Genomic DNA, 26,575 nt, shown 5'->3' on the forward strand with positions numbered 1-26,575 from the left:
CAGAAATTCACTTGAACTATGTAGATATCATCATCAATTATCATACCGATGTGAAGAATAATTATATCACTATGTGTTAGGAGGCTTTTTATGTCACATACCACTATTTTAACATTACAGGGACTCTCCTGTATGCACTGTGTTAACCGTGTGAAAAAAGCACTGGAAAATCGTGCCGATGTGGAGCAAACAGATATTACTATTGATTATGCCAAAGTAACCAGCGAAGCCTCTCCTGAATCTTTAATCGAAACAATTAAAGAAGCGGGTTACGAAGCCACCATTGCCTGCCAACCTGATGTCGAACTGGAACTTTCTGGCCTGAGTTGTATGCATTGCGCAGGTACTGCACGTAAAGCGCTGGAAGCTGTAGATGGCGTTATCGCCGCAGATGTGAATACTGAAACCGCTAAAGTTTACGGTAAAGCTGATACCGATACGTTGATTGCCGCCATTGAGCAGGCGGGTTATCACGCAAAACTGGCTGCCGGTCAAAACTCCCCAAAATCTAAGCCGCTGACAATACCTGCTTCAAACAGACCGGAACCTTTGGCAGCGGCAACCTCTTCTATTCCGGTCGAAAAAACTGATGTATTCCTGGCCAGTGACAGTGATGATAGTATCCAGTTGCTGTTGGATGGTATGACTTGCGCCAGCTGTGTGAACAAGGTTCAGAAAGCATTGCAAAGTGTCGATGGCGTGGAAAATGCCAGAGTGAACCTTGCTGAACGCAGCGCTTTGATTACCGGTAGCGCATCACCTGACGCGCTGATTCAGGCAGTGGAAAAAGCAGGATATGGTGCAGAATTGATCCAGGACGAAACTGAGCGTCGTGAGCGCCAGCAACAAGTTTCTGAAGCCAATATGCGCCGTTTCCGCTGGCAATCGACATTAGCCTTGGTCGTCGGCATTCCAGTAATGGTATGGGGCATGATGGGCGATAATATGGTGCTCACCCCGGAAAACCATAACATCTGGCTAACTATCGGGATTATCACGCTTGCCGTGATGATTTTTGCCGGTGGTCATTTCTATCGCAACGCGTGGCAAAGCTTGAAAAATGGCAGTGCCACAATGGACACACTGGTGGCATTAGGAACAGGTGCCGCCTGGTTTTACTCCATCAGTGTCAACCTGTGGCCGGATATTTTTCCACCACAAGCCCGTCACCTTTATTACGAAGCCAGCGCCATGATTATCGGTTTGATAAACTTGGGACATGCTCTGGAACAACGTGCCCGCCAGCGCTCTTCAAAAGCACTGGAGCGCCTGCTGGATCTGACCCCACCGACTGCCCGAGTGGTGACAGAAGATGGCGAAAAAGAGATCCCTCTGGCCGATGTTAAACCGGGAATGACATTGCGTTTGACGACAGGTGATCGTGTTCCGGTTAATGGTGAAATCATTCAGGGTGAAGTCTGGCTAGATGAGGCAATGCTGACCGGTGAGCCGATTCCACAACAGAAATCCAGAGGTGATAACGTTCACGCGGGTACAACCGTGCAGGATGGCACCGTGCTGTTTACTGCCGCCGCAGTCGGCAGCCAAACGACATTAGCACGAATTATCAAACTGGTACGTCAGGCACAAAGCAGTAAACCCGAGATGGGTCAGTTAGCAGATAAAATCTCCTCTGTGTTTGTTCCGGTTGTCGTAGCGATTGCCGTGATTGCAGGCGCCATTTGGTATTTTGTTGGTCCGGCACCACAGATTATGTATTCATTGGTCATTATTACCACGGTGCTGATTATTGCCTGTCCCTGTGCTCTTGGGCTGGCGACCCCTATGTCAATTATCTCGGGTGTTGGCCGCGCCGCAGAATTCGGGGTTCTGGTACGGGATGCCGATGCCCTGCAACAAGCAAGCGCACTGGACACCCTTGTTTTCGATAAGACCGGGACGCTGACTGAAGGTATGCCACAAGTTACTGATATCCATACTTTCAACGGATATAGTGAACAAAATGTATTGATTTGGGCAGGCGCTCTGGAAAGTGGTTCTAACCATCCATTAGCCAAAGCAGTTCTTGCCAAAGCCGAAGGACTGGAATTACCGCAAGTTGAACAATTCCGCACTCTGGCTGGACTGGGTATCAGTGGTGAAGTGAATGGTACAGCACTGTTGCTGGGTAATCAGGCATTACTGGAACAAAATCAAATTGATACACAGGAATTAAAACCGCTGATTGCTCAACAAGCAGAGAAAGGTATCACACCGGTTATTCTGGCAGCAGGCGGCAAAGCGGCGGCAGTGCTGTCAATTCGTGACCCATTGCGTGAAGATACCCTTAGCGCACTGAAACGATTACATCATCAGGGCTACCGTTTAGTGATGCTGACTGGAGATAACCCGGTGACTGCCAATGCAATTGCCAAAGAAGCGAGTATTGATCAGGTGATCGCGGGTGTGTTACCAGATGGCAAGGCCGCAGCTATTCAGAGGCTTCAGGCAGCAGGCCACAAGGTTGCTATGGTGGGGGATGGTATTAACGATGCGCCCGCACTGGCACAAGCTGATGTTGGGATAGCAATGGGCGGCGGTAGTGATATCGCTATTGAAACCGCAGCAATAACACTGATGCGTCACAGTCTGCATGGTGTGGCTGATGCGGTTGAACTGTCCAAAGGAACTCTGCGCAATATGAAACAGAACCTGTTGGGCGCATTTATTTACAACACATTAGGGATTCCAATTGCCGCTGGCGTGCTCTATCCCTTTACCGGAACATTGTTAGATCCGGTGGTAGCAGGTGCAGCTATGGCGCTTTCTTCAATTACGGTGGTAAGTAACGCTAACCGATTACTGAGGTTTAAGCCTAAATTCTGAATCACCAGAGAAATGAGTCTGCTTTGATGATGTTGGGGTGGATCGTAAAAATGCATATCCATGATCATGCCTTATACTTCCACCCCAGCACATTCTCATACAGCAATGTCCATCCATGCCGCTGCATTAAATCACCACATCTCCGTCAATGTTCTCATTCAGATCGATAAAGATTATGGTCATTACTAAAGAGTTGGCAAAGGTAAGTGCCGCCATGAAAGAAAATCTCCTTGTATACTGATAGTAGTAAAGAAACATTCAATAGAAATGAATAAAGATACAGCTGTAATATTAACCTGAAAATAGTTAGCCTAAAAAATAAATGCTGAACTGGAGTTCAAATGGGACGACTGATTAAATACCTTACCAATATGCTGGGGCTGAACTCATCCCGCCGTTATCCTTATCCAGCTTGTGATATTACACTGACAGGTGGCCAACATCTGCATCTGGTAGGCAGTATTCATATGGGCACGGAAAACATGTTTCCACTTCCAGAAATATTAATGGAGCAGCTTAATCAATCCGATACATTAATCGTAGAAGCAGATATTACTCAGGCAGATTTCCCATTTCATGATGATGAGTTTCAATCGTATTCCCGTATTGAACAACGTCTATCCTCTGAAATGTATCAAGATTTTCAGCGCTGCTGCCATGAGATCCGGCAACACGAAGAATGGCTCAATTTATTACCCTCATGGCAAATCGCTTTAATTTTACAGGCTGAACAAGCGCAGAATCTTGGATTGTACCCTCACTATGGTATCGATTATCAGCTACTGAATGCAGCCAAAGCACGGGGAAAAACAATTATCGAACTGGAAGGTGCTGAATCACAGATTAAGTTACTCAATCAAATACCGAATAACGGCCTGCCACTACTGGAAGATACATTAGCCCATTGGTACGCCAATGCTCGCGCTTTACAAACGATGATAAGTTGGTGGATGGATTATCAGCCCGAACAGCAAAAACATGCTTTACCAACAACTTTCAGTGAAGAAATATATCAACTGCTGATGACTGAACGTAATAAGCAATGGAATCAGCGCTTACGGGAATTACCTGCCGGCCGGTATTTGATCGCTGTCGGAGCTTTGCACTTATATGGTGAGGGTAATTTGCCTCAGATGTTGATGGAAGAGCAGAGTTAAAAAAAGGCCAATATTTCTATTGGCCAGTCAAAAGAGGAATAACCTGTTATTTTCGTTATTCTTATTATTCGGAGTATTACCCATTTGTATACAGGCAACAGAGCCGAAAGCCAGAATATCAATTTCACAATTCTATTTCATCCGTTATCCTAGATTACAAAATTATCCTCTGTAATGAAATTATGACACCGGCGATCATTTTATTAGAAAAACAAAAAGTTAACTTTACTCTTCATACCTATGAACATGATACCAATGAGCATAACTTTGGTGATGAAGCGGCTAAGAAGTTAGGATTAAATGCCAGACAAGTGTTTAAAACGTTGCTGGTCGCACTTAATGGTGATGCTAAAAATTTAGTAGTCGCCATTACCCCCGTTTCAGGTCAACTGGATTTGAAAAAGGTCGCCAAAGTCTTTAAAGCCAAAAAAGCAGATATGGCTGATCCATACATAGCCCAAAAAATCACGGGTTATCTGGTCGGTGGGATCAGCCCGTTAGGACAGAAAAAACACTTACCAACAGTTATTGATAATCAGGCGCAGCAGTTCCCAACTATGTTTATCTCTGGCGGTAAACGGGGATTAGATATTGAACTGACACCGGCTGAGCTGTGTTGTTTGCTGAAGGGTACTTTTGCCGATATAGCAAAAGCTTAATCTCAACCCAAAAGGGCCGCCAGATTGGCAGCCCTTTCAATTCATCACCTTGTCAGGGATTATTGATAAACAATTTCACCTTTTGGCTCATAATCAGCCGCTTTCAGTGGTGAGTGCTTTTCGATATAGCCTTTCAGAACTTCTGCATCAACAAAACCGGTGTTGACATAGGTTGGGTAATTATCAATACGTGGGTAACCATCACCACCGATAGCGTTAAAATCAAGCATTGCTATGCGGTAAATTTTATTTGGCTCCAATGGCTTACCACCAATTTTTACCTCTTTAACACGTTTACCATCAGCAACCAGGCTGACATTCACGAACTGAGCATAAGCGCCAGAATCAACTTTCATATTCGCAATCGTCGCCAGATATTGTTCAACTTCGCTGCCTTTCATCTCAACGTAAACCAATGTGTTAGCAAATGGATGCACTTTCAACACATCTTTATAAGTGATGTCGCCTGATTCAATTGAATCACGAATACCACCACCACTCATAATCGCGAAATCAGCATCAGCGCGTTCCATCATGGCAGAAAGAACAACATGGGCCATATTAGTCTGAAAAAAACGAACTTTGCTGCGATCTCCTTCCAATTTACCCTCAACAGAACCTACTTTTATACCAAGCTGTTTATCACCTTTATCCTGATAAGGCGTCAGCAACTTGATCATTTCCGGGTTTTGAGCAATTTCATGAGTGTAGTAAACACGTTCAGCAGAACCATCTTCCTTTTGCACTTTCTTCTTGAGATTAATGGGGATCAACTGATAGTGAGTCAGCTTTAATTCACCATTACGGAACTGGAAATCAGCACGACCAACATATTTGCCCCACTCGTGAGCCTGAACAATCCAGGTGCCATTCTGGCGATCAGGCGAACATGGTGTTCCTGGTACATAATCAATCTGTTTGTAGTTTTTATTTTCCGCAGACATACAGACCGGATCTTGAGAATGACCACCTACAATCATATCCAGATAACCCGCAGGCAAACTGCGCGCCATTTCAACATCACCCGGTGCGTTGGAACCATGATTACCGTTGTCATAGTGTCCCATGTGCGTTGCCGCAATAATGACATCTGGTTTTTCACTTCTTTTCAGTTCCTCAACTACCATTTTGGCTTCTGTAGCGGGAACACGAAATTCAACATCTGGGAAATTAGCAGGGCTGCCAATCTTTGCCGTATCATCGGTAGTCAATCCAATAACCGCAATTTTCACACCTTGTTTATCAAAAATGGTATAAGGCTTGAACAAACGTTTACCGGTGCTTGTCTTGTAAATATTAGCCGCAAGAAATGGAAAATTTGCCCATTTTTCCTGTTGACGCAACACTTGCAAAGGGTTATCAAACTCATGGTTACCCAACGCCATTGCATCATAACCCACCAGGTTCATACCTTTAAAATCAGGCTCTGCATCTTGCAAATCGGACTCTGGTACGCCGGTGTTAATATCTCCGCCGGAGAGCAGTAATACGCTACCGCCTTTTTTAGCGATTTCCTGACGAATTTCATCAACTACCGTTTTCTGAGCGGCCAAACCATATTCGCCGTAGTCGTTATGCCAAAAATGACCATGATGGTCATTCGTGTGCAAGATAGTAATGTCATAGGTTTTATCTTTTTCCCATGCATTTGCCATTGCTGGAAGTAGTGTCATAGAAACAACCAAAGCACAAGCTGAGGTTTTAAACGAAAACGTCATGGTATATCTCCATGTTTTTTTAGTGAATTGCCATGCAAAAACAGCTTCATAAGCTAACAAGGCGGGATTAACTGATCATTCTATGGGATAGGTCACTTACGCGATTATTAGAACATGATTCATTTCATCTTTTCGAGCATCTTATCAAACTATTATCTGGGATAGTAAAAAATCAACTATCAGCCTAATATATATTTAAGTGCAACAAATAACCAATGAACTCACTCCCAAAATAAGACAGGCTGGCAGTTAATATGAGCGAACAGAGCAACACCACTATAGTTCCACCTCATGCAAGAAAAACCAAGCACACCGTTTTTACTATTCTTGGTGCGATCAGTATTTCACACTTGTTGAATGATATGATCCAATCGTTGATTCTGGCGATTTATCCTTTACTGCAATCAGAATTCAACCTGAGTTTCGTGCAAATCGGCATGATCACGTTAACCTATCAGATTACTGCGTCTTTATTACAACCGCTGATAGGTCTTTATACTGATAAACACCCACAGCCCTATTCATTACCCATTGGGATGAGCTTTACCTTATCAGGTCTGTTACTGCTAGCCTATGCTGACAGTTTCCCCATAATCTTATTAGCGTCTGCATTAGTTGGCACCGGCTCTTCGGTATTCCACCCTGAATCGTCGCGCGTAGCACGCATGGCATCCGGTGGTCGCCACGGGCTGGCTCAATCTCTTTTTCAAGTCGGCGGTAATTTTGGCACTTCCCTCGGGCCTTTGCTGGCAGCTGCGTTTATCGCACCTTATGGTAAAGGCAACGTCGGCTGGTTCTCTCTGGCTGCGTTACTAGGAATTGTCGTGCTGTTGCAGGTCAGTAAATGGTATAAGACCCAAAATCATACCAAAAAAAATCAAGCCAAAACCGTCCCTGTTGTTAAAGTTTTATCAAGAAAAACAGTGATCGGTTCTCTGACTATTCTGTTGATCTTAGTATTTTCCAAATATTTTTATCTCACCAGTATCAGCAGCTATTACACTTTTTACTTAATGCACAAGTTTGGCATTTCCGTACAAAACGCCCAGCTTCATCTGTTCATCTTTTTATTCGCAGTTGCGGCTGGAACTATCATTGGCGGACCTCTTGGTGATAAAATCGGCAGAAAATACGTTATCTGGATATCAATCCTTGGCGTTGCACCTTTTACATTGATTCTGCCTTATGCTTCTCTGTACTGGACAAGCATTCTGTCAGTGATTATTGGTGTGATTCTAGCATCCGCGTTTTCTGCAATCCTAGTATATGCTCAGGAGCTTATTCCGGGTAAAACCGGGATGGTATCCGGCCTGTTTTTCGGACTGGCTTTTGGTATGGGAGGTATTGGCGCCGCGGTATTGGGTTACATTGCGGACAGGACAAGTATTGAACTGGTTTATCAGATCTGTGCTTTTCTGCCGTTACTTGGAATATTTACCGCATTATTACCTAATATAGAAGATAAGAACTAGAAAAATTGCCAAATAGCCCCACATAAAAGTTATTTTTTATGTGGGAATAACCTTTATATACTTCATAAATGTCCAAACAAATCAATACAAATCGATGTTACGGGTAATTTAATCCTTTCAATCCATATTTTTTGATGTTTTATTCATTTTTTTAGCGAATTTACCTCGAATTATCTATAAAATACGGTTACACCTACCTCTTCACTATGCTATTTAATAGCCTCAGCAAGAAGGAGTCTTAATGGAGCATTCGACACCACTTATCACCACTCTCGTTGGCGGGTTCGTCCTCGCTTATCTGCTTGGTATGTTGGCACAACGTCTGAAAATCTCACCACTGGTTGGTTATCTTACCGCCGGTGTACTCGCGGGTCCTTTCACCCCCGGTTTTGTCGCTGATGCATCACTGGCACCGGAACTGGCCGAAATTGGTGTTATCTTATTAATGTTTGGCGTCGGACTGCATTTTTCACTCAAGGATCTGCTGGCAGTAAAATCCATTGCTATCCCCGGCGCTATTGCACAAATACTGGTAGCAACACTACTTGGTGTCGGGCTATCGGCAATACTCGGTTGGGAATTATTTAGCGGTATCGTCTTTGGTCTCTGTCTATCAACTGCCAGTACTGTCGTTCTGTTACGAGCGCTGGAAGAGCGTCAACTGATCGATAGCCAGCGCGGTCAGATAGCTATCGGCTGGCTGATTGTTGAAGATCTGGCGATGGTACTGACGCTGGTATTACTGCCTGCGGCGGCTGGTATTCTGGGTAATCAGGAAGCCAATGCCGGGCAGTTAATTATGGAACTTGCCATTACTGTCGGAAAAGTTATCGCGTTTATTCTGCTGATGATTGTTGTTGGCCGCCGTCTAATCCCGTGGGTACTGGCAAAAACCGCCAGTACCGGCTCCAGAGAACTATTTACCCTTGCCGTATTGGTTATCGCGCTGGGTATCGCTTACGGTGCCGTTACACTATTTGATGCCTCATTCGCGCTGGGTGCATTCTTCGCCGGTATGGTACTGAACGAGTCAGAACTCAGCCACCGGGCTGCTCAGGATACTCTGCCACTCAGAGATGCTTTCGCTGTTCTGTTCTTCGTATCCGTTGGTATGCTGTTTGATCCGATGGTACTGATTCAGCAACCACTCGAGATACTGGCAACACTGGCAATTATCATTATCGGTAAATCTGCCGCTGCAATGTTGCTGGTAAAGATGTTCGGTCATTCACGCCGTACTGCACTGACGATTTCGGTCAGTCTGGCACAAATCGGTGAATTTGCCTTTATTCTGGCTGGTCTTGGCGTTGCACTTGGCCTGCTTGACGGGAATGCCCGTAACCTTGTTCTGGCTGGTGCGATTGTTTCTATCATGCTGAACCCAGTTCTGTTTACCCTGCTGGATCGTTATCTGGAAAAAACAGAAACAATTGAAGAACAGCTACTGGAAGAAACGCTGGAAGAAGAGACGCAAATTCCGGTCAATATCTGTGGTCACACTATCGTTGTCGGCTACGGACGTACTGGTAGCTTACTATGTCAACGCTTGCAGGAAAATGAGTTACCTCTGGTTGTTATTGAAAATACCAGAGCCAAATTTGAGGAACTGGGTGAACAAGGTATCAGTGCAGTCATGGGTAACGCGGCCAGCAAAGATATTATGTCGCTGGCGCGCCTGGACTGTGCTTGTTCCCTGTTATTGACAATCCCTAATGGTTATGAGGCAGGTGAGATTGTCGCCAGCGCAAGAGAAATCCGCCCGGATATTAATATTATTGTCCGTGCTGACTATGATGACGAAGTTACCTATATCACGGAGCGTGGAGCCAGCCATGTCATTATTGGCGAACACGAAATCGCCAAAACAATGGCAAATGTGCTGGTAAACAGTGAACAAGGTTATCCGGTTGATCCCGCCGTATCACCATTTTCTTCATCGCCTTAAGGAAATGCCGCTGATAATGGAATAATTTCCCATCCATAACCGAGCTGGGTCATGATTTTTATCATATGAGATATTCCATGACCCATTTTACTCAATTTCAGAACAGAGAAAATCAAACACGAATTCGACAGTCTCCAGTATCTCTTTGAATAAATCTTCTTTTTTAAAAAACTAATAGGAAAATAATATCAAATCTCAATATTACATCAGAGATATAAAATACCCTTGATTGAGGAGTAAAACATTGAGAATGAGAAAACAGATAGTACTAAAGAAGCAAAACGATAAAACAGATTAGGTTTTAAACGACCAGCTTCCTGTCCTTCCCGATATAGTATTTTTCCCACCCCCGTCCAAATCAGGGAAACGGGTAACAATGCACAAACAAAAGTCGTCATGGAGGAAATGTAATCTGACCACAGAGTAAATGCGGTCAGAGGAAATACATATGTAGCAAACACAAAAGCCTTGGGATTGAGCACCGTAGTAAATAATACAGTGCTAAAATGGACTTTCGTCTCCTTTTTGCCTAATGAGAAATGCCAAACTTTAAATGCCAGATAAGCAATATATACCGCAGCGAAAAGCTTTAAGACTATTATTAACCATACGAAAGCATGAGAGATCGTGGATAACAATAGTCCCCACAAGCTAATTGCTATTAGATAGCCAAACATCTCAGCCAACATCAGCCTGAGTGTGATAATAAAACCATGTGAATATCCGGATGATACCAAAAGGGTATTTGTAGGTCCCGGTATAACTAAGACCATAATCACCATACTAGCAATTTTTATACAATCATAATAACTACTCATAGTATCCTCAATGACTGTTATACATAATAATTTAATCATTCGAAGTGTAATAGGAAACCCTTATTATAAGTTTCAACATTTGTTTCTCCCCCCTCAAATTACCAACAATAAAATTATAGTTACTGAATGCTATTAATTTCATTTAGTCGCAACCTATGAAAGGAGACTATGCACAAAATATGAAATTCCGTGTCGGTTTAGTAAATGTCACTGAAATATAACATCTCCAAATAAAACCAAGTGCTGTTATCAATAGTCCTGCCCACACAAAGTATTCATGAGCATATTATGGTACATTCAGGCGTATTAATATTACACCCGGCCACAGATGAAAGCATTATTTTACAAGCTAGTAACTTTTTTGCATTTAATGGTAATGCTCCACACGCTTATGTTTGCGTTGATGAAATAGTAAGTGCAACAGTTATCATATTTTATTTCTATACTCACATGACAATTCGCTACAGAATAGAGAGGTTAACTCCCCAAATATCAATAATGCAAAAAAGTACCTTAAAACACTTTCTCAATTAATTTTTTGTGGGTGAACGAAATTTATAATCTGATGAGCAATCTCTTCACCTTTATCTGACAAGATGAAATGTCCTCCAGATAAACTTAATATTTTAAAAATTCCGGTGCCATATTGACTCCACTCCAATACTCTCTCATCTAAAAGAGGATCATCATTTCCATATATGACGAATAAAGGAATATTTTCCAGCTGACTATCTTTATTTTGATTAATAGAATCCGCAATTGAAAGATCGGCCGCCAAAACTTGTAAGAATTGCGATTTTAGCTCAGGTTCATTCTTTAACCAGGCAGGGATCCCGCCAGCATAAGCCGCAAAATCAAGGAGTTTATCCTCTGATGTTTCCCCCTGTCGTATTTCGCAAAAGCTCTTGCGTAAATGTATCGGCAGATTTGAAATAACAACCAGATTGACCTGACGCTCAGGTTGACGGCATCGTACATAGCGAGCCATCATATAGGCTAAATAAGCTCCCAAGCTATGTCCAATAAAAGTCAGCGTCCCTTGCGATGGTATCTTCGTAGCAAAATCGGCGATAGCATCATCAATCTTATAAAGAAGCTGCTCTTTACGGCGTTTCCCTCGCCCAGGTAACTCCATTGTGTGAACCGAGAAATATTTTTTCAGAGCCGCAGAGAAATCATGCATTACGGCGGCGCTTCCTCCAGCATGAGGAAATAGCAAAGCATGAAAGCCATAAGAATCATTCATATCATTTTCCCTCAATCATTCTCCCCACAAGTGCAGCAAACAGAATAATTCCGCCACCTATACTTTGCAGTAACCCAATGTGTTCTTGCATGATGATAATAGCAAACATCGCCGCAAATGCCGGTTCAAGAGAAATGATTAGGCCAACACGAGTCGGACTTGTGACTTTAGCGGCGTATAACTGCATTAAAAATGCAAATGCCGTAGCAAACAAACTGAGAAATAAAATATATCCCCATATATGATATGGAATATGTAAAATCATGCTAAACGATGATGGAGAAAATAGCGATACACCTACCAAGCCCAATACAGCCACCGTCACCAATTCAATTAAGGTAATATGCACCAATGAATAATCTTTCCCCACTGTTTGCCGTCCAAACATAAATATTTGGAAACCACGGATCAATGCAGCAAGTAAAATCAGTATATCTCCATTATTAAAGCTAAAAAACCTGCTATCGGAAAAACTCAGTAATCCACCACCAACTAAAGAGAGCAGGCACATAAGATAAACCATATTACTCTGCCGTTTCTTACCAATCACTCGTTCAAAAATTGGAACAAGAATAACCGACAGGGCAATCAGAAATCCCGCATTTGAGGCAGTTGTATACTTAACACCTAAAGTTTCAAAGGTCAGAATTGCATACAGTAAAACACCAAAGATAACACCATTTACTACTTCACCCTGCCGTATTTTGGCAAAATTAATCCGCGTCCCCATAAACATAAAAGGAACAGACAAAGCAAAGCGCAGCATTAAAAACAATGGTACGGCAACACCGGCCTGAATGATTAATTTCATCAGAGAATAACTTGCCCCCCATGAGAGGGCAACAGCAATCAAACCAATATCGATCAGATAAAGTCGTGCTCTTGGTGGACGCAAGGTATCATTCAGCATAGTCAGACCTTAAATCACCGTGGGTGGCATCATAGCTGATCCGTAGTGTGCTCTTTTTCAGCTTCACAGCCTTGATTGAAAATTCAACGATACTTCCCAATGTCTTAACATGTGTCCCAGCGCAAGGCATAGCTTCAGTTCCTTCAATCAAACAGAAGCGTATTTCATTTTCTATCCAAGTTTTAACCGGCAGATTCGCTTTTATCTTCTCTTGCATTGAAGTTTCAATTCCTGCAAGCGGTAATTCGCTTACGGGAACTGTATCTGAACCCATTGCTGTAAATTCAACCCTTGATTCCCCTGGAAAATGGTGCCCGGTTTTCGCCAACCACCCATACCGGCGCAGTTCCCAATTAAGCAAATGACCGGCGCTATGCAGCGCCGTATTTAATAAACGTTCTGACTGGGACACTGATGCTTCAACTTTTTCCCCAGGCACCACATCCAGTGTTTTTTCAGGGTAAAGAACAATCAATCCTGAAGGTTGTCTTTTTACTTTAACCGGAACATTATTAACCCAGCCGCTATCTGCCGGTTGCCCTCCGCCCTGAGGATGAAAGATGTTTTCCTCTAGCGCAATCCAGTGACCATATTCATCATTGCCCGTTACTAAAACGGAGCTGGCTAAATGCAAGCAATAAGTATCACTAATATAACATTGATGCTGGGTCATAATCATTCCACCGCGGTTATTACACTAATAATGTATTAAACTTGTAGCCTCGCAGGTTATGCGTTGCAATTCTATTATTTGGGTTATTACTATTACCTGCCACGATAACATTACCAAATTTATCCAGAGGAATGCTTCCTCCATATTCATGCACAGTATCTGTATTAGGATAAATGTCAACGTAGCTTGGCGCATAACGCGCCGCAAATCCCATACGGTAATCTTTTTCCGTACTATTTGGGTAAGACGCATGCATCAGTGTCGACCAAAATATTACGCACTGCCCCGCCTTCATTACCAAAGGCACAGCCTGATTTTCATCAGGTTTCCAATCAGAATCTATTTGCAAGTTACGATAATCGTAGCCAAAAAAGCCGCGTTTTTTGCCCTCTTTCTCAAGCTCATTAATAATATCGGCCTGATAGTCCATTGATTTGTTTTCATCATAATTCATTTTATGATGTGTGCCTGGTATAATTTCCAAACATCCATTTTCAATAGTAGCATCCGTAAATGCAGTCCAGACAGTTAATGTCCCCTTACCAAAACTATTCTCCGTTTCTCCAGGCCATAAAATCTGAGGCTTCCCACTGGCATTAGCAAATGTATCAGCTTGATGCCAATCAGTACCTTCATCCCCAGGGTATTTAGGGAAAAACTCTGTACGCCAGCATAAAACATCATCACCCAAAATACTTGACACTGGCGCTACAATACGCGGGTTGATAATATGCTTGCTTAACAGTTCAATATCTAAGTGACGATCATAATTTGAGATATTCGTTGCTGCGCTGTAAGAATCCGCAGCATACGCCGCATGGCTTCTATCTGGTAATGCTCTTCTTACATTCTTCCATATCTCGGCCATTTCTTCCGGGGTATAGATTGTCAAAGGTCCAATAAAACCATTCTTGTTAAAATCGTCTAGCTGTTGTTCAGTCAAAAATAACTCTTTATTCATAATATATTACCAACTTGAAATTAAGATTATTTGGCCTGAGAGAATGCTTCGATTAATGACACGTTATAAAGCCTCTCCATTGAGATAGAAAGACCATATTGTTTATTAATACGTTCATTCAACGAGATTGCAATCATTGAATGCCCACCCAAATCAAGAAAGTTATCGTCCTCTGTTACAGACACTTCCAAGATATCTTGCAACCATGTTATATAATCCTTTAAGGCTTTTACCTTATCATCTCTTATATTACTTTCAGATAACTCATCAACTAACATATGCTAACTCCAGTGAATGTATAATCGTAGATTTATCTATCTTTCCATTAACGGTTCTTGGGATTCTATCTAACCTTTTATATTTAAGAGGCCTCATATAAACAGGAAGTTTATCTTTAGCCAATATTTTAAATCTTTCTATCAATGTAACATCAGACTCTATAGAAGAAGAAAAACAGCAAAGCAGATAGTCCCCAAGCATTTCAGACCTTAATGCTATAACGCAAACATCTTCAATCCCATCAAGTTGAGCCATAATAGATTCAATCTCACCAGTTTCAATTCTATAGCCGTTGACTTTAACTTGTTGGTCAATTCTACCCTGATAGATTAATTCTCCATTATCGTTACATTTTACTATGTCACCAGAACAATAATAGACTCTTGATAAATTATTATTCTCTATTTCGATGAACTTTCCTGATGAAGTATTATCGCTGTTCAGATATCCTTTAGTAACCTGTCTTCCGGAAAGGAGTAATTCGCCACTATCATTAGAAGACGGTGAATCTTGGAGCTTCCTAAGTATATAATTAAAACTCGGTAATACTTTACCAATAATAGATTCTAGTTTATCGAGATCGTTTTTTTTAACTACATGCAAAGTCGCATGAACAGTAGTCTCAGTAATGCCATACATGTTAATGAGTAACGGAGAATCTAAACCAAATTTTTTCTCCCACGACTTCAATGCCTGAAAGTTAAGCCGCTCTCCTCCAAAAATAATAAAACGTAACGCTAGTTCCGAACGATTAAAATCCATCAATTTAGGTGCATTAATAGAAAAAGCCGTTGGTGTTTGATTTAATACTGTTACATTTTCATTTTTTATTAGCTGTGAGAGTTTTTCAGGTTCAATTCGTGTCTCATCATCTGGTATTAACAATGTCCCGCCATAGGCGATAGCAGACCATATTTCCCATACGGAAAAATCAAAAGCATAAGAGTGATATAACATAATCACATCTCTGGAATTAAACTGATAAAAACTTTCCGTAACTTCGAACAGTGCACTCAAATTATTGTGCGTTATTAGTACCCCTTTAGGCTTACCCGTTGTACCAGAGGTATAAATAACATATGCCACACCGGTCAACTGCGATGAATCGCTCACTGACTGGGATATATCCATTTGCTGAATACAATGGTAAATATCACAAAAGGGGTAATCTTTCTGATGAAAGTTATCCTTATCCCCGATAATAAATACAGGTTTAACATCTTCCAAAATCAGTTGGTTTCTTTCTATGGGTGCCTTTTTATCCAAAGGTACATAGGCTGCCCCCAAAGCTTGAACAGCCAACAATGATGCAATTAACTCTGCCGAATGTGTTAACTCTACAGCGACAAAATCTCCCGGTTTAACACCATTTAATGAAAGATAAGATGCAATCTTTCCAACCCATTGGTTTAAAAGCCCATAAGAAACTGTCTGATTTCTATATTTCACCGCTGTCAGGTGTTTATTTTTTTGAGTAATGTAAAAAAAACGACTCAGCATCGTGCATTTATGCTGAGGATTTATCAATGATTGTATCACTACAACATCTCCTTTTTATTAGGTTAACAATACAATAAAAATCAAAACAAACAAATGTGTTTTTTATGTTAATTTAGAATAACAAAATGAAACATTATAATAAAGCGATTGATTTGTTGAAAATAAAAAAACAACATTAAGTTTAATCCTTATAAAGGAAGTGATAATGTTAAAAAAAACACTCATATTAAAAAAAACCATTTACTAATAAGACATAAAATCACAATACACAACTATTATAATAATAAATAATTAAGGAGCTATCCTAAATAACGTATAAATTATCAATCCTGATGCTCTCTCCAGCAAAAAACTGACGGCCACAATGTCTTGAATATTCTATCTGAGAAATATTTATTAGCATCATCCGATCCCAAAGAAGTCAGGCTTTTTCTCTCATGCCATTACGTATGTTAGTGATCAGTGTAATCGCTTCCGTTTAGAAAAAAATACGGCTGTAGTTTACAGCCGTATTAAATTATTCAATGATGAATATAATGAGCTGATATTATTTAATAATTACCGTTCCCAGTAAGACTCTTCCAAACTATCTTCTTTTTCTGGTAAACCACGGCTTAATCGTGGTGAATGCTGACTCAATACCTGATAACTCACTCTGTTTGCATATTTACAAACCTGAGCAAGTGATGAATATGTCAGGTAAGTACGAATATGCTTACTGGAATTAGGCACATTCATTCTGTGATGGCTGTTAGCGGTTATATCATGCAATAAAGCAGATAAAGCACCATCACCTGCACCATTAGTATTCATAATTTTTTCTGGCCCGCCCATATAAGGTTCAATATGGGAGTAAACTTTCATTGGGATTTGGCAATCAGATTTTCGCATAGCACGGCTGAATTCATAACGGTTAAATTCAGCAATAGCACCTGGTAGCAGTGGGTGAGTTGTCTGACGCTTATAGTCTTTTTCCGTATACCCCGCCATATATAATCCCGCAGGGCCAGCGGTACACAAAACCAAATCAACCCAATCCAGAGCCATATCTGACGCCAATAATGGATCACTGAAACCAGTAAGCTCATAAGCTTCATCTTCATTCATTGCCAGAACAGAAATATTCTCAACCAGAAAATCGCGCCACCATTGTGGATCATCCGCAATAACATATTTTGTCCCCAAAGTCAGAACGACAGGTACACTATGTTTTTTCGCATATTCGATGGCTTTCATTGTCGCTTCTGGCATTGGTTCTCCTTGCTTGCAACGAACCAAATAAGCGGTTAATACCAAGGCTGAAGCTTCGGCGATAATCTGCTCAGGAATACTCTCCGGTTTTAGTTGGTTCATTTGTCCAGGACTAATGGCAAAAGTCCGTTCACCATTTTCTGTTACCAGCGTAAAACAGCGGCCAATTGCGCCATCCACACCCTGTAAATAATTTAGATCAGTTCGGCTGGAGGTGTTACATAAGTAGCGGTAAGCATAGCTGCCAATCTGAATGCTGTTACACATAGCGCCCAGTAAGACGGAACGATCATCTGCAAGCACTGAGTAGTTATGCAAGGTATTACCGATAGTGCCACCAGCGAATTCGTGGCTGATAAGATTATTATCAGTTAATTCTCTATACAAGGTTTCAGCTACATCATCTTCAATAACTAATGAGTGCCCCTGGCTGAGGTGGTAACGCCGGATAAAATCTTCATCTATTTTCGCCTCAATATCCACTAATGTCTGATCGATACCAACGATATAAGCTCGGTTATTCTCACCATCCATCATTTCTTTAATTGGCTGGAGTAAAGGATCACGCAGGCTGACGGGAAAATAGTGTTTTGATTTACGTTTACCAGGGAATTTCATATTTGATTGATGCTATAACGCGGAAAAGATGCAGCATGTTAGCACAATAAAAACTGACAGGCAGCAAGGTCATTGCGACACCGGCTGCCAGAGAGATTAAGCCACTTGCTGACGATTGCGCGCCACGTGACGAATCAGAACAAACATTACCGCTAGGATCAAACCAATAAAGGCACTGCCTACCAGGATAAGCAGACGCTTAGGCGAATCTTTCGCCGTTGGTTCATAAGGAGCCTGCATATATTTGAATGGCTGGAAGTTAACTTTATCTATTCTAAATGATTTAAGTTCGTTTATATAGAACATGCGGTTACGCAAATCACCATCAATCAAGGATGGATCTTTGATCTCTTCGGTAATTTGCAGCTTACGTTGTAATGCATCAGCGCCCAAAGCAATGGAATAATCTGGATCATCTTTGATCATTGCTCCTTCGCTGGAAATAGGCTTTTTAATTCCCGCTGAATTGGCAATAGATAATGAATATTTCAATCGCTCAACATTAGCTCTCTGTATATTATGAACACGGTTCAAATCAACTGTATACAAGCCTTCGGAGTAAGCAAGCTTCTGTTTTACCATATCACTCAATTCACTTTCCAACCGCTGATGGACAACAGACGACACATAGCTGATATAGCCACTTAGCAGGTTATATGCATCCTCAGCAGTTCCGGCACTGAAAGTCAGTTTAGTTTCACCACTTTCATCATCTTTTTCCCTTTTTGCAGATGAAATATTACTATTTACAATCTTTTCAATAAGTTTTCTTTTTGCAAGTGGTGAATGATCATCTGATTCAGCTATCAGATTTTTAAAATATTCTGTATTAACCAGATACTCTTCTCGTAAAACACGTGAATTAAAATTATTTAAAAAACTATCATACAATGATGATGAAGTTACCGATGGTTGTAAACTTAAAACCTCTAACTTAGTCAGAATGTTTTTAAGTGGCTGTATTTCTTCAAGTTGAGGTTGAATAACTGAAGCTGAACTGGTCCATTTTTGTGGCATAAGAGATGCCGCCGTAAAACCAATAACAGCAAAAATGATAGTAACAGCAATAATCAATAACTTTGATTGAAATAAAACAGAGAATAACTCAAACAAATCAATTTCATCGTTTTGTTTTGAATTGTAATAATTAAAATATTCTTCACTGGAGTTAGTGCTTTTAATCGGTTTAATACTCATTATTTATGTCCAAATTCAAATATGACTGTTGCTAACTATTCTACAAAACATCATCCCACAGAGCCGTCAGTTTATATCCTGAAAAACCGGGCAAAACAGCTCGGATAGATAGACTCCCGCGTGAGAATATATCATTAAAGAGTCATTTAATCCTAATGTTAGATTAATTGTATATACTATTCGTTTTGCTTCCGACAAACCCGCTCACCAACGCTTCCAGCAGAAAAATATGATTACTATTGTCGTTAAGCGCAGGAATATATTCACATTTCTGCCCACCAGCCTTAAGAAATATCTCTTTATTCTGCTGTTTTATCTCTTCCAACGTTTCCAGACAATCGGACGAAAAACCGGGGCAAAGTACCTGAATATGCTTTATTCCCTGATCAGGTAATGATTTCATGGTTTGATTAGTGAATGGCGTCAACCAAGGTTCACGACCAAACCGCGACTGATAAGTCATCATTACCTGTTCTGCCGGATAGTTAATTGTTTGCTTTAGCAACTGGGTTGTTAACGCACACTGTTCAGAATAAATATCACCTGTATCAACAAAACGCCGTGGAATACTATGGTAGGAAAATAGTAATCTGTCCGGCTTGCCATGCTCATGGAAACTCTGCTCAATAGTCTCTTTCAATGCAGAAATATAAGCAGGATGGTCAGCATAACTACGGATAAAGTGAATTCCAGGGATAGTGCGGTATTTCTGCAATACTTTGCTGACACCATCAAACACAGCCGCAGATGTAGAACAGGAATACTGAGGATACAGTGGCAAGACAATCAATTGCTCAACACCCTGTTTGAGCAGATTGTCAATTGCCTGCTCAAGCGATGGAGAACCATAACTCATTCCCAATTCAACAGGAATCTCTGCCAGTTTTTCTGCCAGCAATTTCTGCTGACGACGGCTATATACTAACAAGGGAGAGCCTTCATCAGTCCAGATTTTCTGGTACAACTTTGCCACACGTGAAGAGCGGAGAGGCAAAATAACGCCATATAGTATTGGAATCCAGATAAATCTGGAAAAATCGACAACCCTTTTATCGCTCAGAAACTCAGCTAAGTAACGTTTTATAGCCGCAGTTGTCGGTTCATCAGGAGTACCAAGATTAACTAATAAAACGCCATACTTACTGCTGCTCATCATGCCGACTCCCTATTGTCTTCTCTGGTGAGCACCCTAACACAATAAAATAGAGATGAAAATCATGTTTATCCATTAGAACAATAAATAAAGACCGACTGATTTACCTGAAACAGTAAAGAAATAATATAAGATAAGGCAGCTTATAAGCCGCCTTTTAAACATCACTAAGGTTGATTAATCCAGAATTTTGACTAATTCTTCGCTAACTTCAGATACCTTGCGAGTACCATCAATTCTGAAATATTGGGTATCACCTGTTTCAGCTTCTTTCTGGTAATAAGATACCAGAGGAGCAGTCTGTTGATGATATTCAACTAAACGTTTACGCACGATATCTTCATGATCGTCTTTACGAATAGTCAGCTCTTCACCAGTAACATCATCCTTGTTTTCTACTGACGGTGGATTAAATTTGATGTGATAAACACGGCCAGACGGCGCATGTACACGGCGTCCAATGATACGTTCAATGATCAGTTCATCAGGAACATCGAATTCCAAGACATAATCAACATGAATACCAGCCTCTTTCATTGCATCAGCCTGAGGAATAGTACGAGGGAACCCATCCAACAAGAAGCCATTGTGGCAGTCATCTTGTTTGATGCGCTCTTTTACCAAAGCAATAACCAGTTCATCAGTAACCAGCTTGCCATTATCCATCAATTCTTTGGCTTTTAAGCCCAATTCTGTGCCAGCCTTAACCGCAGTACGCAACATATCACCGGTAGAAATTTGAGGGATCCCATATTTCTCCATGATAAATTGCGCCTGAGTCCCTTTACCGGCGCCCGGAGCGCCCAGCAGAATAATACGCATTGCGTAAATCCCCTTGCTAGTTAGTTTTTATATTTGTAAGAAAACGAATCACCATACCATTTGGAATGGGGTTCGCTCAAGAAAACAGGGAAACGATTTCGTGATATTTTTTTGCAAAAAATAAACCACGCCCCATCTCACTATCAGAGGCGTGGTTTACAATCGTGACCAGAAAATAATTAAATCAAGCTTTTTCAGACAGTAATAGCTGATTCATACGGCGAATAAACTGGTTTGGATCTTCCAATGTACCACGCTCAGCAAATAATGCCTGATCGAGCAGCAGTTCAACCCAATCCGAGAATTGAGTTTCATCACTGATATCGGCAGCCAGTTTTACCAATTGATGATCAGGATTCAGTTCAAAATTGTATTTAACGTCCGGCACTTGTTGACCCGCAGCAGCAAACAATTTCGCCATCTGAGTGCTCATTTCATCCGCATTTGTTGTCACAATTGCCGGAGTATCCGTCAGACGGTGAGTCAATTTAACCTCTTTTACCCGGTCGCCAAGTAATGTTTTCACACGCTCAACAAACGGCTCCAGCTGTTTATCAATTTCTTCCTGTTCAGCTTTGTCTTCATCTGCCAGTTTATCCAGAGATTCATCAGCTTTACTGACTGACTGGAATTTCTTACCATCAAACTCAGTAAGGTATCCCATCATCCATTCATCAATGCGCTCTGACAACAACAGAACTTCAATACCTTTCTTACGGAACAGCTCCAGATGAGGACTATTTTTCGCGGCAGCATAACTGTCCGCAGTGATATAGTAGATTTTATCCTGACCTTCGGTCATCCTACTGACATATTCTTCCAAAGAAACTGTTTGCGCAGAACTGTCATTATGAGTAGAAGCAAAACGCAACAATTTAGCGATAGCTTCTTTATTCGTATTATCCTCTGCCGGGCCTTCTTTCATCACCAGGCCAAACTGCTGCCAGAATTGCTGGTATTTTTCTGCGTCATCTTTCGCCAGCTTATCCAGCATCTGCAATGCACGTTTGGTCAATGCATTACGTAAATTACGGGTAATAGAATTATCTTGCAGAATTTCACGGGAAACGTTCAACGGCAAATCATTGGAATCAATCAGGCCACGAACAAAACGCAAATAGTTTGGCATAAACTGTTCTGCGTCATCCATGATAAACACGCGCTGGACATACAATTTCAACCCGTGCTTATGTTCGCGGTTCCACATATCCCACGGAGCCTGAGAGGGAATATAGAGCATACTGGTATATTCCTGTTTACCCTCTACGCGGTTATGGCTCCAGATCAACGGATCAGTAAAATCATGGGAAATATGTTTGTAGAACTCTTTATACTCTTCATCTGTAATTTCAGATTTACTACGAGTCCACAAAGCCTGAGCTTTATTAATCTTTTCCCAAGTTACTGTATCTTCTTCACCCTCTTCTTCGCTCTTATTTTTAGTTTCAATTTCAACTGGCAGAGCAATATGGTCAGAGTATTTACTGATAACAGAACGCAAACGCCAGTCATTCAGGAAGTCATCTTCCCCTGCACGTAAATGAAGGGTGATCTCTGTACCACGAGTTTCTTTTTCAATATCAGCGACAGTGTAATCACCTTCACCAGCTGATTCCCAGAATACGCCCTGATCAATTGAAGCACCGGCAGCACGGGTACGTACCGTGACTTTATCAGATACAATAAAGGCAGAGTAAAAACCCACACCAAATTGACCAATTAACTGGCTGTCTTTAGCCTGATCTGAACCAATAGATTCCAGGAAAGCTTTTGTGCCTGATTTAGCAATAGTGCCAAGATTATCGATGACTTCATCACGGGTCATACCAATGCCATTATCACTGATCGTGATAGCTCTCTTCTCTTTATCAAAAGAGAGGCGAACACGCAGTTCCCCATCACCTTCATAAAGTTCTGGTGCAGATAATGCGCGGAAACGTAATTTGTCAGCCGCATCGGAAGCATTTGAGATTAACTCACGAAGGAAAATCTCTTTATTGGAATAAAGTGAATGGATCATTAATTGCAGAAGTTGTTTTACTTCAGACTGAAATCCACGGGTTTCCTGACCTTTCATACTCATTTGTTACCTCAATCTAAATCCAGTTCAGACAGATAAAATTAGACGATAGTATGCAGATGGGGATAAATAAGCCGGGTTTCAAGTTTGATTATTCAAAAGAGTATCAAATAACGCGAATAAGTTAGATATTTAAATAGGTTATAACTATAGCGGAATGAATTGATAGGCGTGCGCCACATAAATGCAGCGCCTCAACGTCTTTACGATTTGATCTATGCAGGGTATACAGCCGTACTCTTTTCCTACCAGACAAAACGGTAAGACATTAACAGAAAATCAATAAGTAATTTTCTGCCGCCCAGCAAGTGAATGCGACAAAGTTGTACCATCTACCATTTCAAGCTCACCACCAACCGGTACACCATGAGCAATGCGGCTTGCTGTTACACCATACTGAACACATATTTCTGCGATATAATTGGCCGTTGCCTCTCCCTCCACTGTCGGATTAGTCGCCAGAATCACCTCTGAAATCTCTTCTGTGGAGAGACGGTCTTCAAGACGATCCAAACCAATGTCCATCGGGCCAATGCCATCCAATGGAGATAGATGCCCCATCAACACAAAGTAGCGCCCGGCAAACTGCCCGGTTTGTTCAATGGCATGAATATCCGCAGGGCTTTCAACCACACAAATTTGACCATTTTGCTGACGGCGTGGATTAGCGCAGATCGTGCACTGATCTTGCTCAGTAAAAGTCCGGCAATATTTACAGTGTCCAATTTCCGACATCGCCCTTGTCAATGCCTGAGCCAAACGCATTCCACCACTGCGATCACGCTGTAACAGCTGAAAAGCCATCCGCTGCGCAGATTTAGGGCCAACTCCTGGCAAACAGCGCAATGCTTCCATCAAGGATTCAAGGAGAGGACTGGTTTGCATCAGAATGGCATCTTAAAGCCTGGTGGCAGTTGCATTCCGCTGGAAACGCTTGCCATTTTCTCTTTCTGAGTTTCTTCAATGCGGCGGGCTGCGTCATTGAATGCAGCCGCAATCAAGTCTTCCAGCATCTCTTTGTCATCTTCCATCAGGCTTGGATCAATCTCAACACGACGGCAATTATGAGCACCATTGATAGTCACTTTAACCAGACCGGCGCCAGATTCACCTGTCACTTCCAGATTAGCGATCTCTTCCTGCATTTTCTGCATCTTGTCCTGCATTTGTTGGGCTTGTTTCATCAAATTGCCCAAACCACCTTTACCAAACATAGTTTTCTCTCTTCGCTATGGCTACATCGTACAACAGGTACAGATTGCAGCGCGGTTAGACCGGTCGGATACTCTCTTCATCCAGTTCAGCATCAAATACCTGCCGCAATGTCTGAATAGTCTTATCCGCAATAATTGATTGGCGAGCTTGTGCCAATTTTTCTTCATAAATGGCTTGTCGCCACTCCAGTGGAGTTTTCTCCTCCGGATTATCATCCTCAATAATGCTGAATTCAATCGTTACACCGTGCAACTCACCTAAAGCCTCCGCTAATGATTTTTGTGCAAAAGCAGAATTAAGATGGCGCTGACTCGAACGCAGGTGTAAACAGATATTATTAACACTAATCTGCTCTTTAAACGCATTTAATGCTAATTGTTGCACCAGTTTAGGAATTTTAAGTTTATCAACTTCCGCAGCCCATGCATCTCTTTGTTTGGATTCTTCAGCTAATTTTTCTGCCAGCTCCGGCGTTTTCTCATGCTCCAGAGCCGTTCTTAAAGCCTTTGGCGTAGCAACATGGGTTTCTGGTTTTTCTTCAATATTCTTGGCTCGCCAACGGTAAGCCTCTTTTTTCTCAGGTTTTTCTTCCTGTGTTTTAGCTATTGATGACTGAGGTCGCTGCCCTGACACTACGGCAATTCGTTCCAGTGCCGAGGTTGCCGGCCTCGCCTTAACAGGCGTAGCCGGTTTAGGCTTTTTTGGTGGCGTTTGCTCTTGTTGCCGGGATAACACACTCCTTGCTTTCAGCAACTGCGCTGTCGGGCTTGATGCAAGTGCCTGAGGTATCTGAGGTTCCGGCTGAGAAACACTGCCCACCGGTATTGACTCATCAATACGGTAAGCGGATGGCGTATTGCCCTGATGATTATGTTGCGACTGTGCTGCAATTGATGGGATAGCCGCAGGATGTCCATGCACAACCGGTGCAGCAACCTCTTCAATAACTGTTTTTGGATGAAATGCCAAAGCTCTGAGCAGCGTCATTTCAACACCCATCTTGCGTTCCGGCGCATACGGCAGATCTCTACGACCAATCAGTAGAGTTTGATAATAAAGTTGCAAATCTTCCGGTGAAATTGCTTTCGCCAATATCCGCAAACGGCCTTCAATGGAAGAAGAAGCGATTTCTGGTTGAGAAGGTAATAGCTGGATCATTGCAATACGATGCAGTAATGAAAGAATCTCTACCAGCAAATTCTCCCAATCAGCCCCCCGTGAAGCAGCTTGTTCCACCAATGCCATAACCTGCTGACCGTCAGCCCGAATCAATGATTCTATAATTGATAACGGCTGTTCATCATCCAACGTTCCCAGCATCAGGCTAACTATTTCAGTGGTCACCTGGCCTTGTCCCATCGCGATAGCCTGATCTGTCAGACTCAAAGCATCACGCATACTGCCATCAGCAGCACGGGCCAGAAGCTGACGGGCACGGCTGTCACTCTCCAGATGTTCAGCTTTAAGAATATGTTCGAGCTGATCGCTTATCTGATCAACACCCAGCGCTTTGAGATGGAACTGCAAACAGCGGGAAAGGATAGTTACTGGCAATTTTTGCGGATCAGTGGTTGCCAGTAAAAATTTCACATGCTCAGGCGGCTCTTCCAGCGTTTTCAATAACGCATTGAAGCTGTGGCGGGAAAGCATATGCACTTCATCAATCAGGTAGACTTTGAAACGCCCACGAGCTGGAGCATATTGCACGTTATCCAGCAATTCGCGCGTATCTTCAACTTTAGTACGGGAAGCTGCATCAATCTCAATGAGATCGACAAATCGCCCTTGTTCAATTTCAAGGCAATTAGCACATTTACCACAAGGCTTATCAGTAATACCTGTATCGCAATTTAATCCCTTGGCAAACAAACGGGCAATCGTCGTTTTCCCGACACCTCTAGTGCCGGAAAACAGGTAGGCATGATGGAGCCGGCCATGGGAAAGACCATTAGCCAGCGCAGTCAGGACATATTCTTGACCAATCACATCAGAAAATATTTGTGGGCGCCACTTACGGGCAAGTACCTGATAGCTCATTGATACCGGGAAAATTGAATATAATTGGGCACCAATGC

21 protein-coding genes are annotated in these 26,575 nt (G+C 41.9%); 5 read left to right on the top strand and 16 right to left on the bottom strand.

Annotation, left to right across the window (positions count from 1 at the left end; genetic code table 11):
* Positions 1 to 90: 90 nt before the first annotated feature.
* From copA to ybaK, 3 genes are all read left to right on the top strand, one after another.
* Positions 91 to 2,826, top strand: a complete 2,736-nt coding sequence (gene copA, locus LGZ99_RS01930) for a copper-exporting P-type ATPase CopA (RefSeq protein ID WP_036836916.1) — start codon at positions 91 to 93, stop codon at positions 2,824 to 2,826.
* Positions 2,827 to 3,167: 341 nt separating this feature from the next.
* Entirely contained in the window at positions 3,168 to 3,983 is an 816-nt protein-coding gene (locus tag LGZ99_RS01935) for a TraB/GumN family protein (RefSeq protein ID WP_023043781.1), read from the top strand.
* 182 nt (positions 3,984 to 4,165) lie between these two features.
* Positions 4,166 to 4,642, top strand: coding sequence for a Cys-tRNA(Pro)/Cys-tRNA(Cys) deacylase YbaK (ybaK, locus tag LGZ99_RS01940; protein ID WP_023043780.1), 477 nt, complete (start codon positions 4,166 to 4,168; stop codon positions 4,640 to 4,642).
* A 59-nt stretch (positions 4,643 to 4,701) separates the two neighbouring features.
* Here ybaK and ushA read toward each other — a convergent pair whose 3' ends face one another.
* Entirely contained in the window at positions 4,702 to 6,360 is a 1,659-nt protein-coding gene (gene ushA / locus LGZ99_RS01945) for a bifunctional UDP-sugar hydrolase/5'-nucleotidase UshA (protein WP_262978813.1), read from the bottom strand.
* Between the two features lie 254 nt (positions 6,361 to 6,614).
* Between ushA and LGZ99_RS01950 the strand changes: the two genes are divergently transcribed.
* Together LGZ99_RS01950 and ybaL are read left to right on the top strand one after the other, a co-directional pair.
* Entirely contained in the window at positions 6,615 to 7,832 is a 1,218-nt protein-coding gene (locus tag LGZ99_RS01950) for an MFS transporter (protein ID WP_023043778.1), read from the top strand.
* A 241-nt stretch (positions 7,833 to 8,073) separates the two neighbouring features.
* A complete protein-coding gene (ybaL, locus tag LGZ99_RS01955) occupies positions 8,074 to 9,777 on the top strand; it encodes a YbaL family putative K(+) efflux transporter (RefSeq protein WP_021323833.1) in 1,704 nt (567 codons plus the stop codon).
* A gap of 206 nt (positions 9,778 to 9,983) precedes the next feature.
* Here ybaL and LGZ99_RS01960 read toward each other — a convergent pair whose 3' ends face one another.
* From LGZ99_RS01960 to dnaX, 15 genes are all read right to left on the bottom strand, one after another.
* The gene (locus LGZ99_RS01960; RefSeq protein WP_262978814.1) at positions 9,984 to 10,595 is read right to left on the bottom strand and encodes a LysE family translocator; all 612 of its coding nucleotides are present in this window, start codon (positions 10,593 to 10,595) and stop codon (positions 9,984 to 9,986) included.
* A gap of 526 nt (positions 10,596 to 11,121) precedes the next feature.
* The gene (locus LGZ99_RS01965; RefSeq protein ID WP_036836927.1) at positions 11,122 to 11,841 is read right to left on the bottom strand and encodes a thioesterase II family protein; all 720 of its coding nucleotides are present in this window, start codon (positions 11,839 to 11,841) and stop codon (positions 11,122 to 11,124) included.
* Between the two features lies 1 nt (position 11,842).
* Positions 11,843 to 12,751 carry a DMT family transporter gene (locus LGZ99_RS01970; RefSeq protein WP_036836930.1) on the bottom strand — a complete coding sequence of 303 codons (909 nt, stop codon included), beginning with the start codon at positions 12,749 to 12,751 and terminating at the stop codon, positions 11,843 to 11,845.
* Complete coding sequence (locus LGZ99_RS01975; protein ID WP_262978815.1) at positions 12,741 to 13,424, bottom strand: alanyl-tRNA editing protein; 684 nt, start codon at positions 13,422 to 13,424, stop codon at positions 12,741 to 12,743. The genes LGZ99_RS01970 and LGZ99_RS01975 overlap by 11 nt, the downstream gene beginning before the upstream one ends.
* A 19-nt stretch (positions 13,425 to 13,443) precedes the next feature.
* A complete protein-coding gene (locus LGZ99_RS01980; protein ID WP_036836936.1) occupies positions 13,444 to 14,385 on the bottom strand; it encodes a chlorinating enzyme in 942 nt (313 codons plus the stop codon).
* Positions 14,386 to 14,411: 26 nt separating this feature from the next.
* Positions 14,412 to 14,663: a phosphopantetheine-binding protein gene (locus LGZ99_RS01985; protein WP_051769105.1), complete on the bottom strand. Its 252-nt coding sequence runs from the start codon at positions 14,661 to 14,663 to the stop codon at positions 14,412 to 14,414.
* Positions 14,653 to 16,203, bottom strand: coding sequence for an amino acid adenylation domain-containing protein (locus LGZ99_RS01990; protein WP_036836937.1), 1,551 nt, complete (start codon positions 16,201 to 16,203; stop codon positions 14,653 to 14,655). The genes LGZ99_RS01985 and LGZ99_RS01990 overlap by 11 nt, the downstream gene beginning before the upstream one ends.
* A gap of 519 nt (positions 16,204 to 16,722) precedes the next feature.
* Positions 16,723 to 18,033: an inosine/guanosine kinase gene (locus LGZ99_RS01995; protein WP_021323836.1), complete on the bottom strand. Its 1,311-nt coding sequence runs from the start codon at positions 18,031 to 18,033 to the stop codon at positions 16,723 to 16,725.
* A gap of 96 nt (positions 18,034 to 18,129) precedes the next feature.
* Positions 18,130 to 19,230 (bottom strand): LPS O-antigen length regulator Wzz(fepE), encoded by a 1,101-nt coding sequence (gene wzz(fepE), locus LGZ99_RS02000; RefSeq protein WP_262978816.1) that lies wholly within the window; start codon positions 19,228 to 19,230, stop codon positions 18,130 to 18,132.
* A 163-nt stretch (positions 19,231 to 19,393) separates the two neighbouring features.
* The gene (hemH, locus tag LGZ99_RS02005; RefSeq protein WP_031280569.1) at positions 19,394 to 20,383 is read right to left on the bottom strand and encodes a ferrochelatase; all 990 of its coding nucleotides are present in this window, start codon (positions 20,381 to 20,383) and stop codon (positions 19,394 to 19,396) included.
* Positions 20,384 to 20,560: 177 nt separating this feature from the next.
* A complete protein-coding gene (adk, locus tag LGZ99_RS02010) occupies positions 20,561 to 21,205 on the bottom strand; it encodes an adenylate kinase (RefSeq protein WP_021323839.1) in 645 nt (214 codons plus the stop codon).
* A gap of 184 nt (positions 21,206 to 21,389) precedes the next feature.
* Positions 21,390 to 23,282, bottom strand: coding sequence for a molecular chaperone HtpG (gene htpG, locus LGZ99_RS02015; protein WP_021323840.1), 1,893 nt, complete (start codon positions 23,280 to 23,282; stop codon positions 21,390 to 21,392).
* Positions 23,283 to 23,564: 282 nt separating this feature from the next.
* Complete coding sequence (recR, locus tag LGZ99_RS02020) at positions 23,565 to 24,170, bottom strand: recombination mediator RecR (RefSeq protein ID WP_021323841.1); 606 nt, start codon at positions 24,168 to 24,170, stop codon at positions 23,565 to 23,567.
* On the bottom strand, positions 24,170 to 24,499 hold the full coding sequence (locus LGZ99_RS02025; RefSeq protein ID WP_021323842.1) for a YbaB/EbfC family nucleoid-associated protein: 330 nt from the start codon (positions 24,497 to 24,499) through the stop codon (positions 24,170 to 24,172). The genes recR and LGZ99_RS02025 overlap by 1 nt, the downstream gene beginning before the upstream one ends.
* Before the next feature lie 55 nt (positions 24,500 to 24,554).
* On the bottom strand, positions 24,555 to 26,537 hold the full coding sequence (dnaX, locus tag LGZ99_RS02030; protein WP_021323843.1) for a DNA polymerase III subunit gamma/tau: 1,983 nt from the start codon (positions 26,535 to 26,537) through the stop codon (positions 24,555 to 24,557).
* Positions 26,538 to 26,575 lie beyond the last annotated feature (38 nt).

The sequence above is a fragment of the Photorhabdus temperata genome (genome assembly GCF_025384845.1).
Lineage (GTDB): Bacteria > Pseudomonadota > Gammaproteobacteria > Enterobacterales > Enterobacteriaceae > Photorhabdus > Photorhabdus temperata.

Excerpts from the sequence above, each read along its gene's own strand:
- LGZ99_RS01995 (WP_021323836.1), bottom strand. The coding sequence starts at position 18,033 with ATGAAATTCCCTGGTAAACGTAAATCAAAACACTATTTTCCCGTCAGC.
- LGZ99_RS01960 (WP_262978814.1), bottom strand. The coding sequence starts at position 10,595 with ATGAGTAGTTATTATGATTGTATAAAAATTGCTAGTATGGTGATTATG.
- hemH (WP_031280569.1), bottom strand. The coding sequence starts at position 20,383 with ATGAGCAGCAGTAAGTATGGCGTTTTATTAGTTAATCTTGGTACTCCT.
- LGZ99_RS01935 (WP_023043781.1), top strand. The coding sequence starts at position 3,168 with ATGGGACGACTGATTAAATACCTTACCAATATGCTGGGGCTGAACTCA.
- dnaX (WP_021323843.1), bottom strand. The coding sequence starts at position 26,537 with ATGAGCTATCAGGTACTTGCCCGTAAGTGGCGCCCACAAATATTTTCT.
- ybaK (WP_023043780.1), top strand. The coding sequence starts at position 4,166 with ATGACACCGGCGATCATTTTATTAGAAAAACAAAAAGTTAACTTTACT.
- LGZ99_RS01975 (WP_262978815.1), bottom strand. The coding sequence starts at position 13,424 with ATGACCCAGCATCAATGTTATATTAGTGATACTTATTGCTTGCATTTA.
- LGZ99_RS01985 (WP_051769105.1), bottom strand. The coding sequence starts at position 14,663 with ATGTTAGTTGATGAGTTATCTGAAAGTAATATAAGAGATGATAAGGTA.
- htpG (WP_021323840.1), bottom strand. The coding sequence starts at position 23,282 with ATGAAAGGTCAGGAAACCCGTGGATTTCAGTCTGAAGTAAAACAACTT.
- copA (WP_036836916.1), top strand. The coding sequence starts at position 91 with ATGTCACATACCACTATTTTAACATTACAGGGACTCTCCTGTATGCAC.
- LGZ99_RS02025 (WP_021323842.1), bottom strand. The coding sequence starts at position 24,499 with ATGTTTGGTAAAGGTGGTTTGGGCAATTTGATGAAACAAGCCCAACAA.
- LGZ99_RS01965 (WP_036836927.1), bottom strand. The coding sequence starts at position 11,841 with ATGAATGATTCTTATGGCTTTCATGCTTTGCTATTTCCTCATGCTGGA.
- LGZ99_RS01980 (WP_036836936.1), bottom strand. The coding sequence starts at position 14,385 with ATGAATAAAGAGTTATTTTTGACTGAACAACAGCTAGACGATTTTAAC.
- LGZ99_RS01970 (WP_036836930.1), bottom strand. The coding sequence starts at position 12,751 with ATGCTGAATGATACCTTGCGTCCACCAAGAGCACGACTTTATCTGATC.
- LGZ99_RS01950 (WP_023043778.1), top strand. The coding sequence starts at position 6,615 with ATGAGCGAACAGAGCAACACCACTATAGTTCCACCTCATGCAAGAAAA.
- ybaL (WP_021323833.1), top strand. The coding sequence starts at position 8,074 with ATGGAGCATTCGACACCACTTATCACCACTCTCGTTGGCGGGTTCGTC.
- recR (WP_021323841.1), bottom strand. The coding sequence starts at position 24,170 with ATGCAAACCAGTCCTCTCCTTGAATCCTTGATGGAAGCATTGCGCTGT.
- adk (WP_021323839.1), bottom strand. The coding sequence starts at position 21,205 with ATGCGTATTATTCTGCTGGGCGCTCCGGGCGCCGGTAAAGGGACTCAG.
- ushA (WP_262978813.1), bottom strand. The coding sequence starts at position 6,360 with ATGACGTTTTCGTTTAAAACCTCAGCTTGTGCTTTGGTTGTTTCTATG.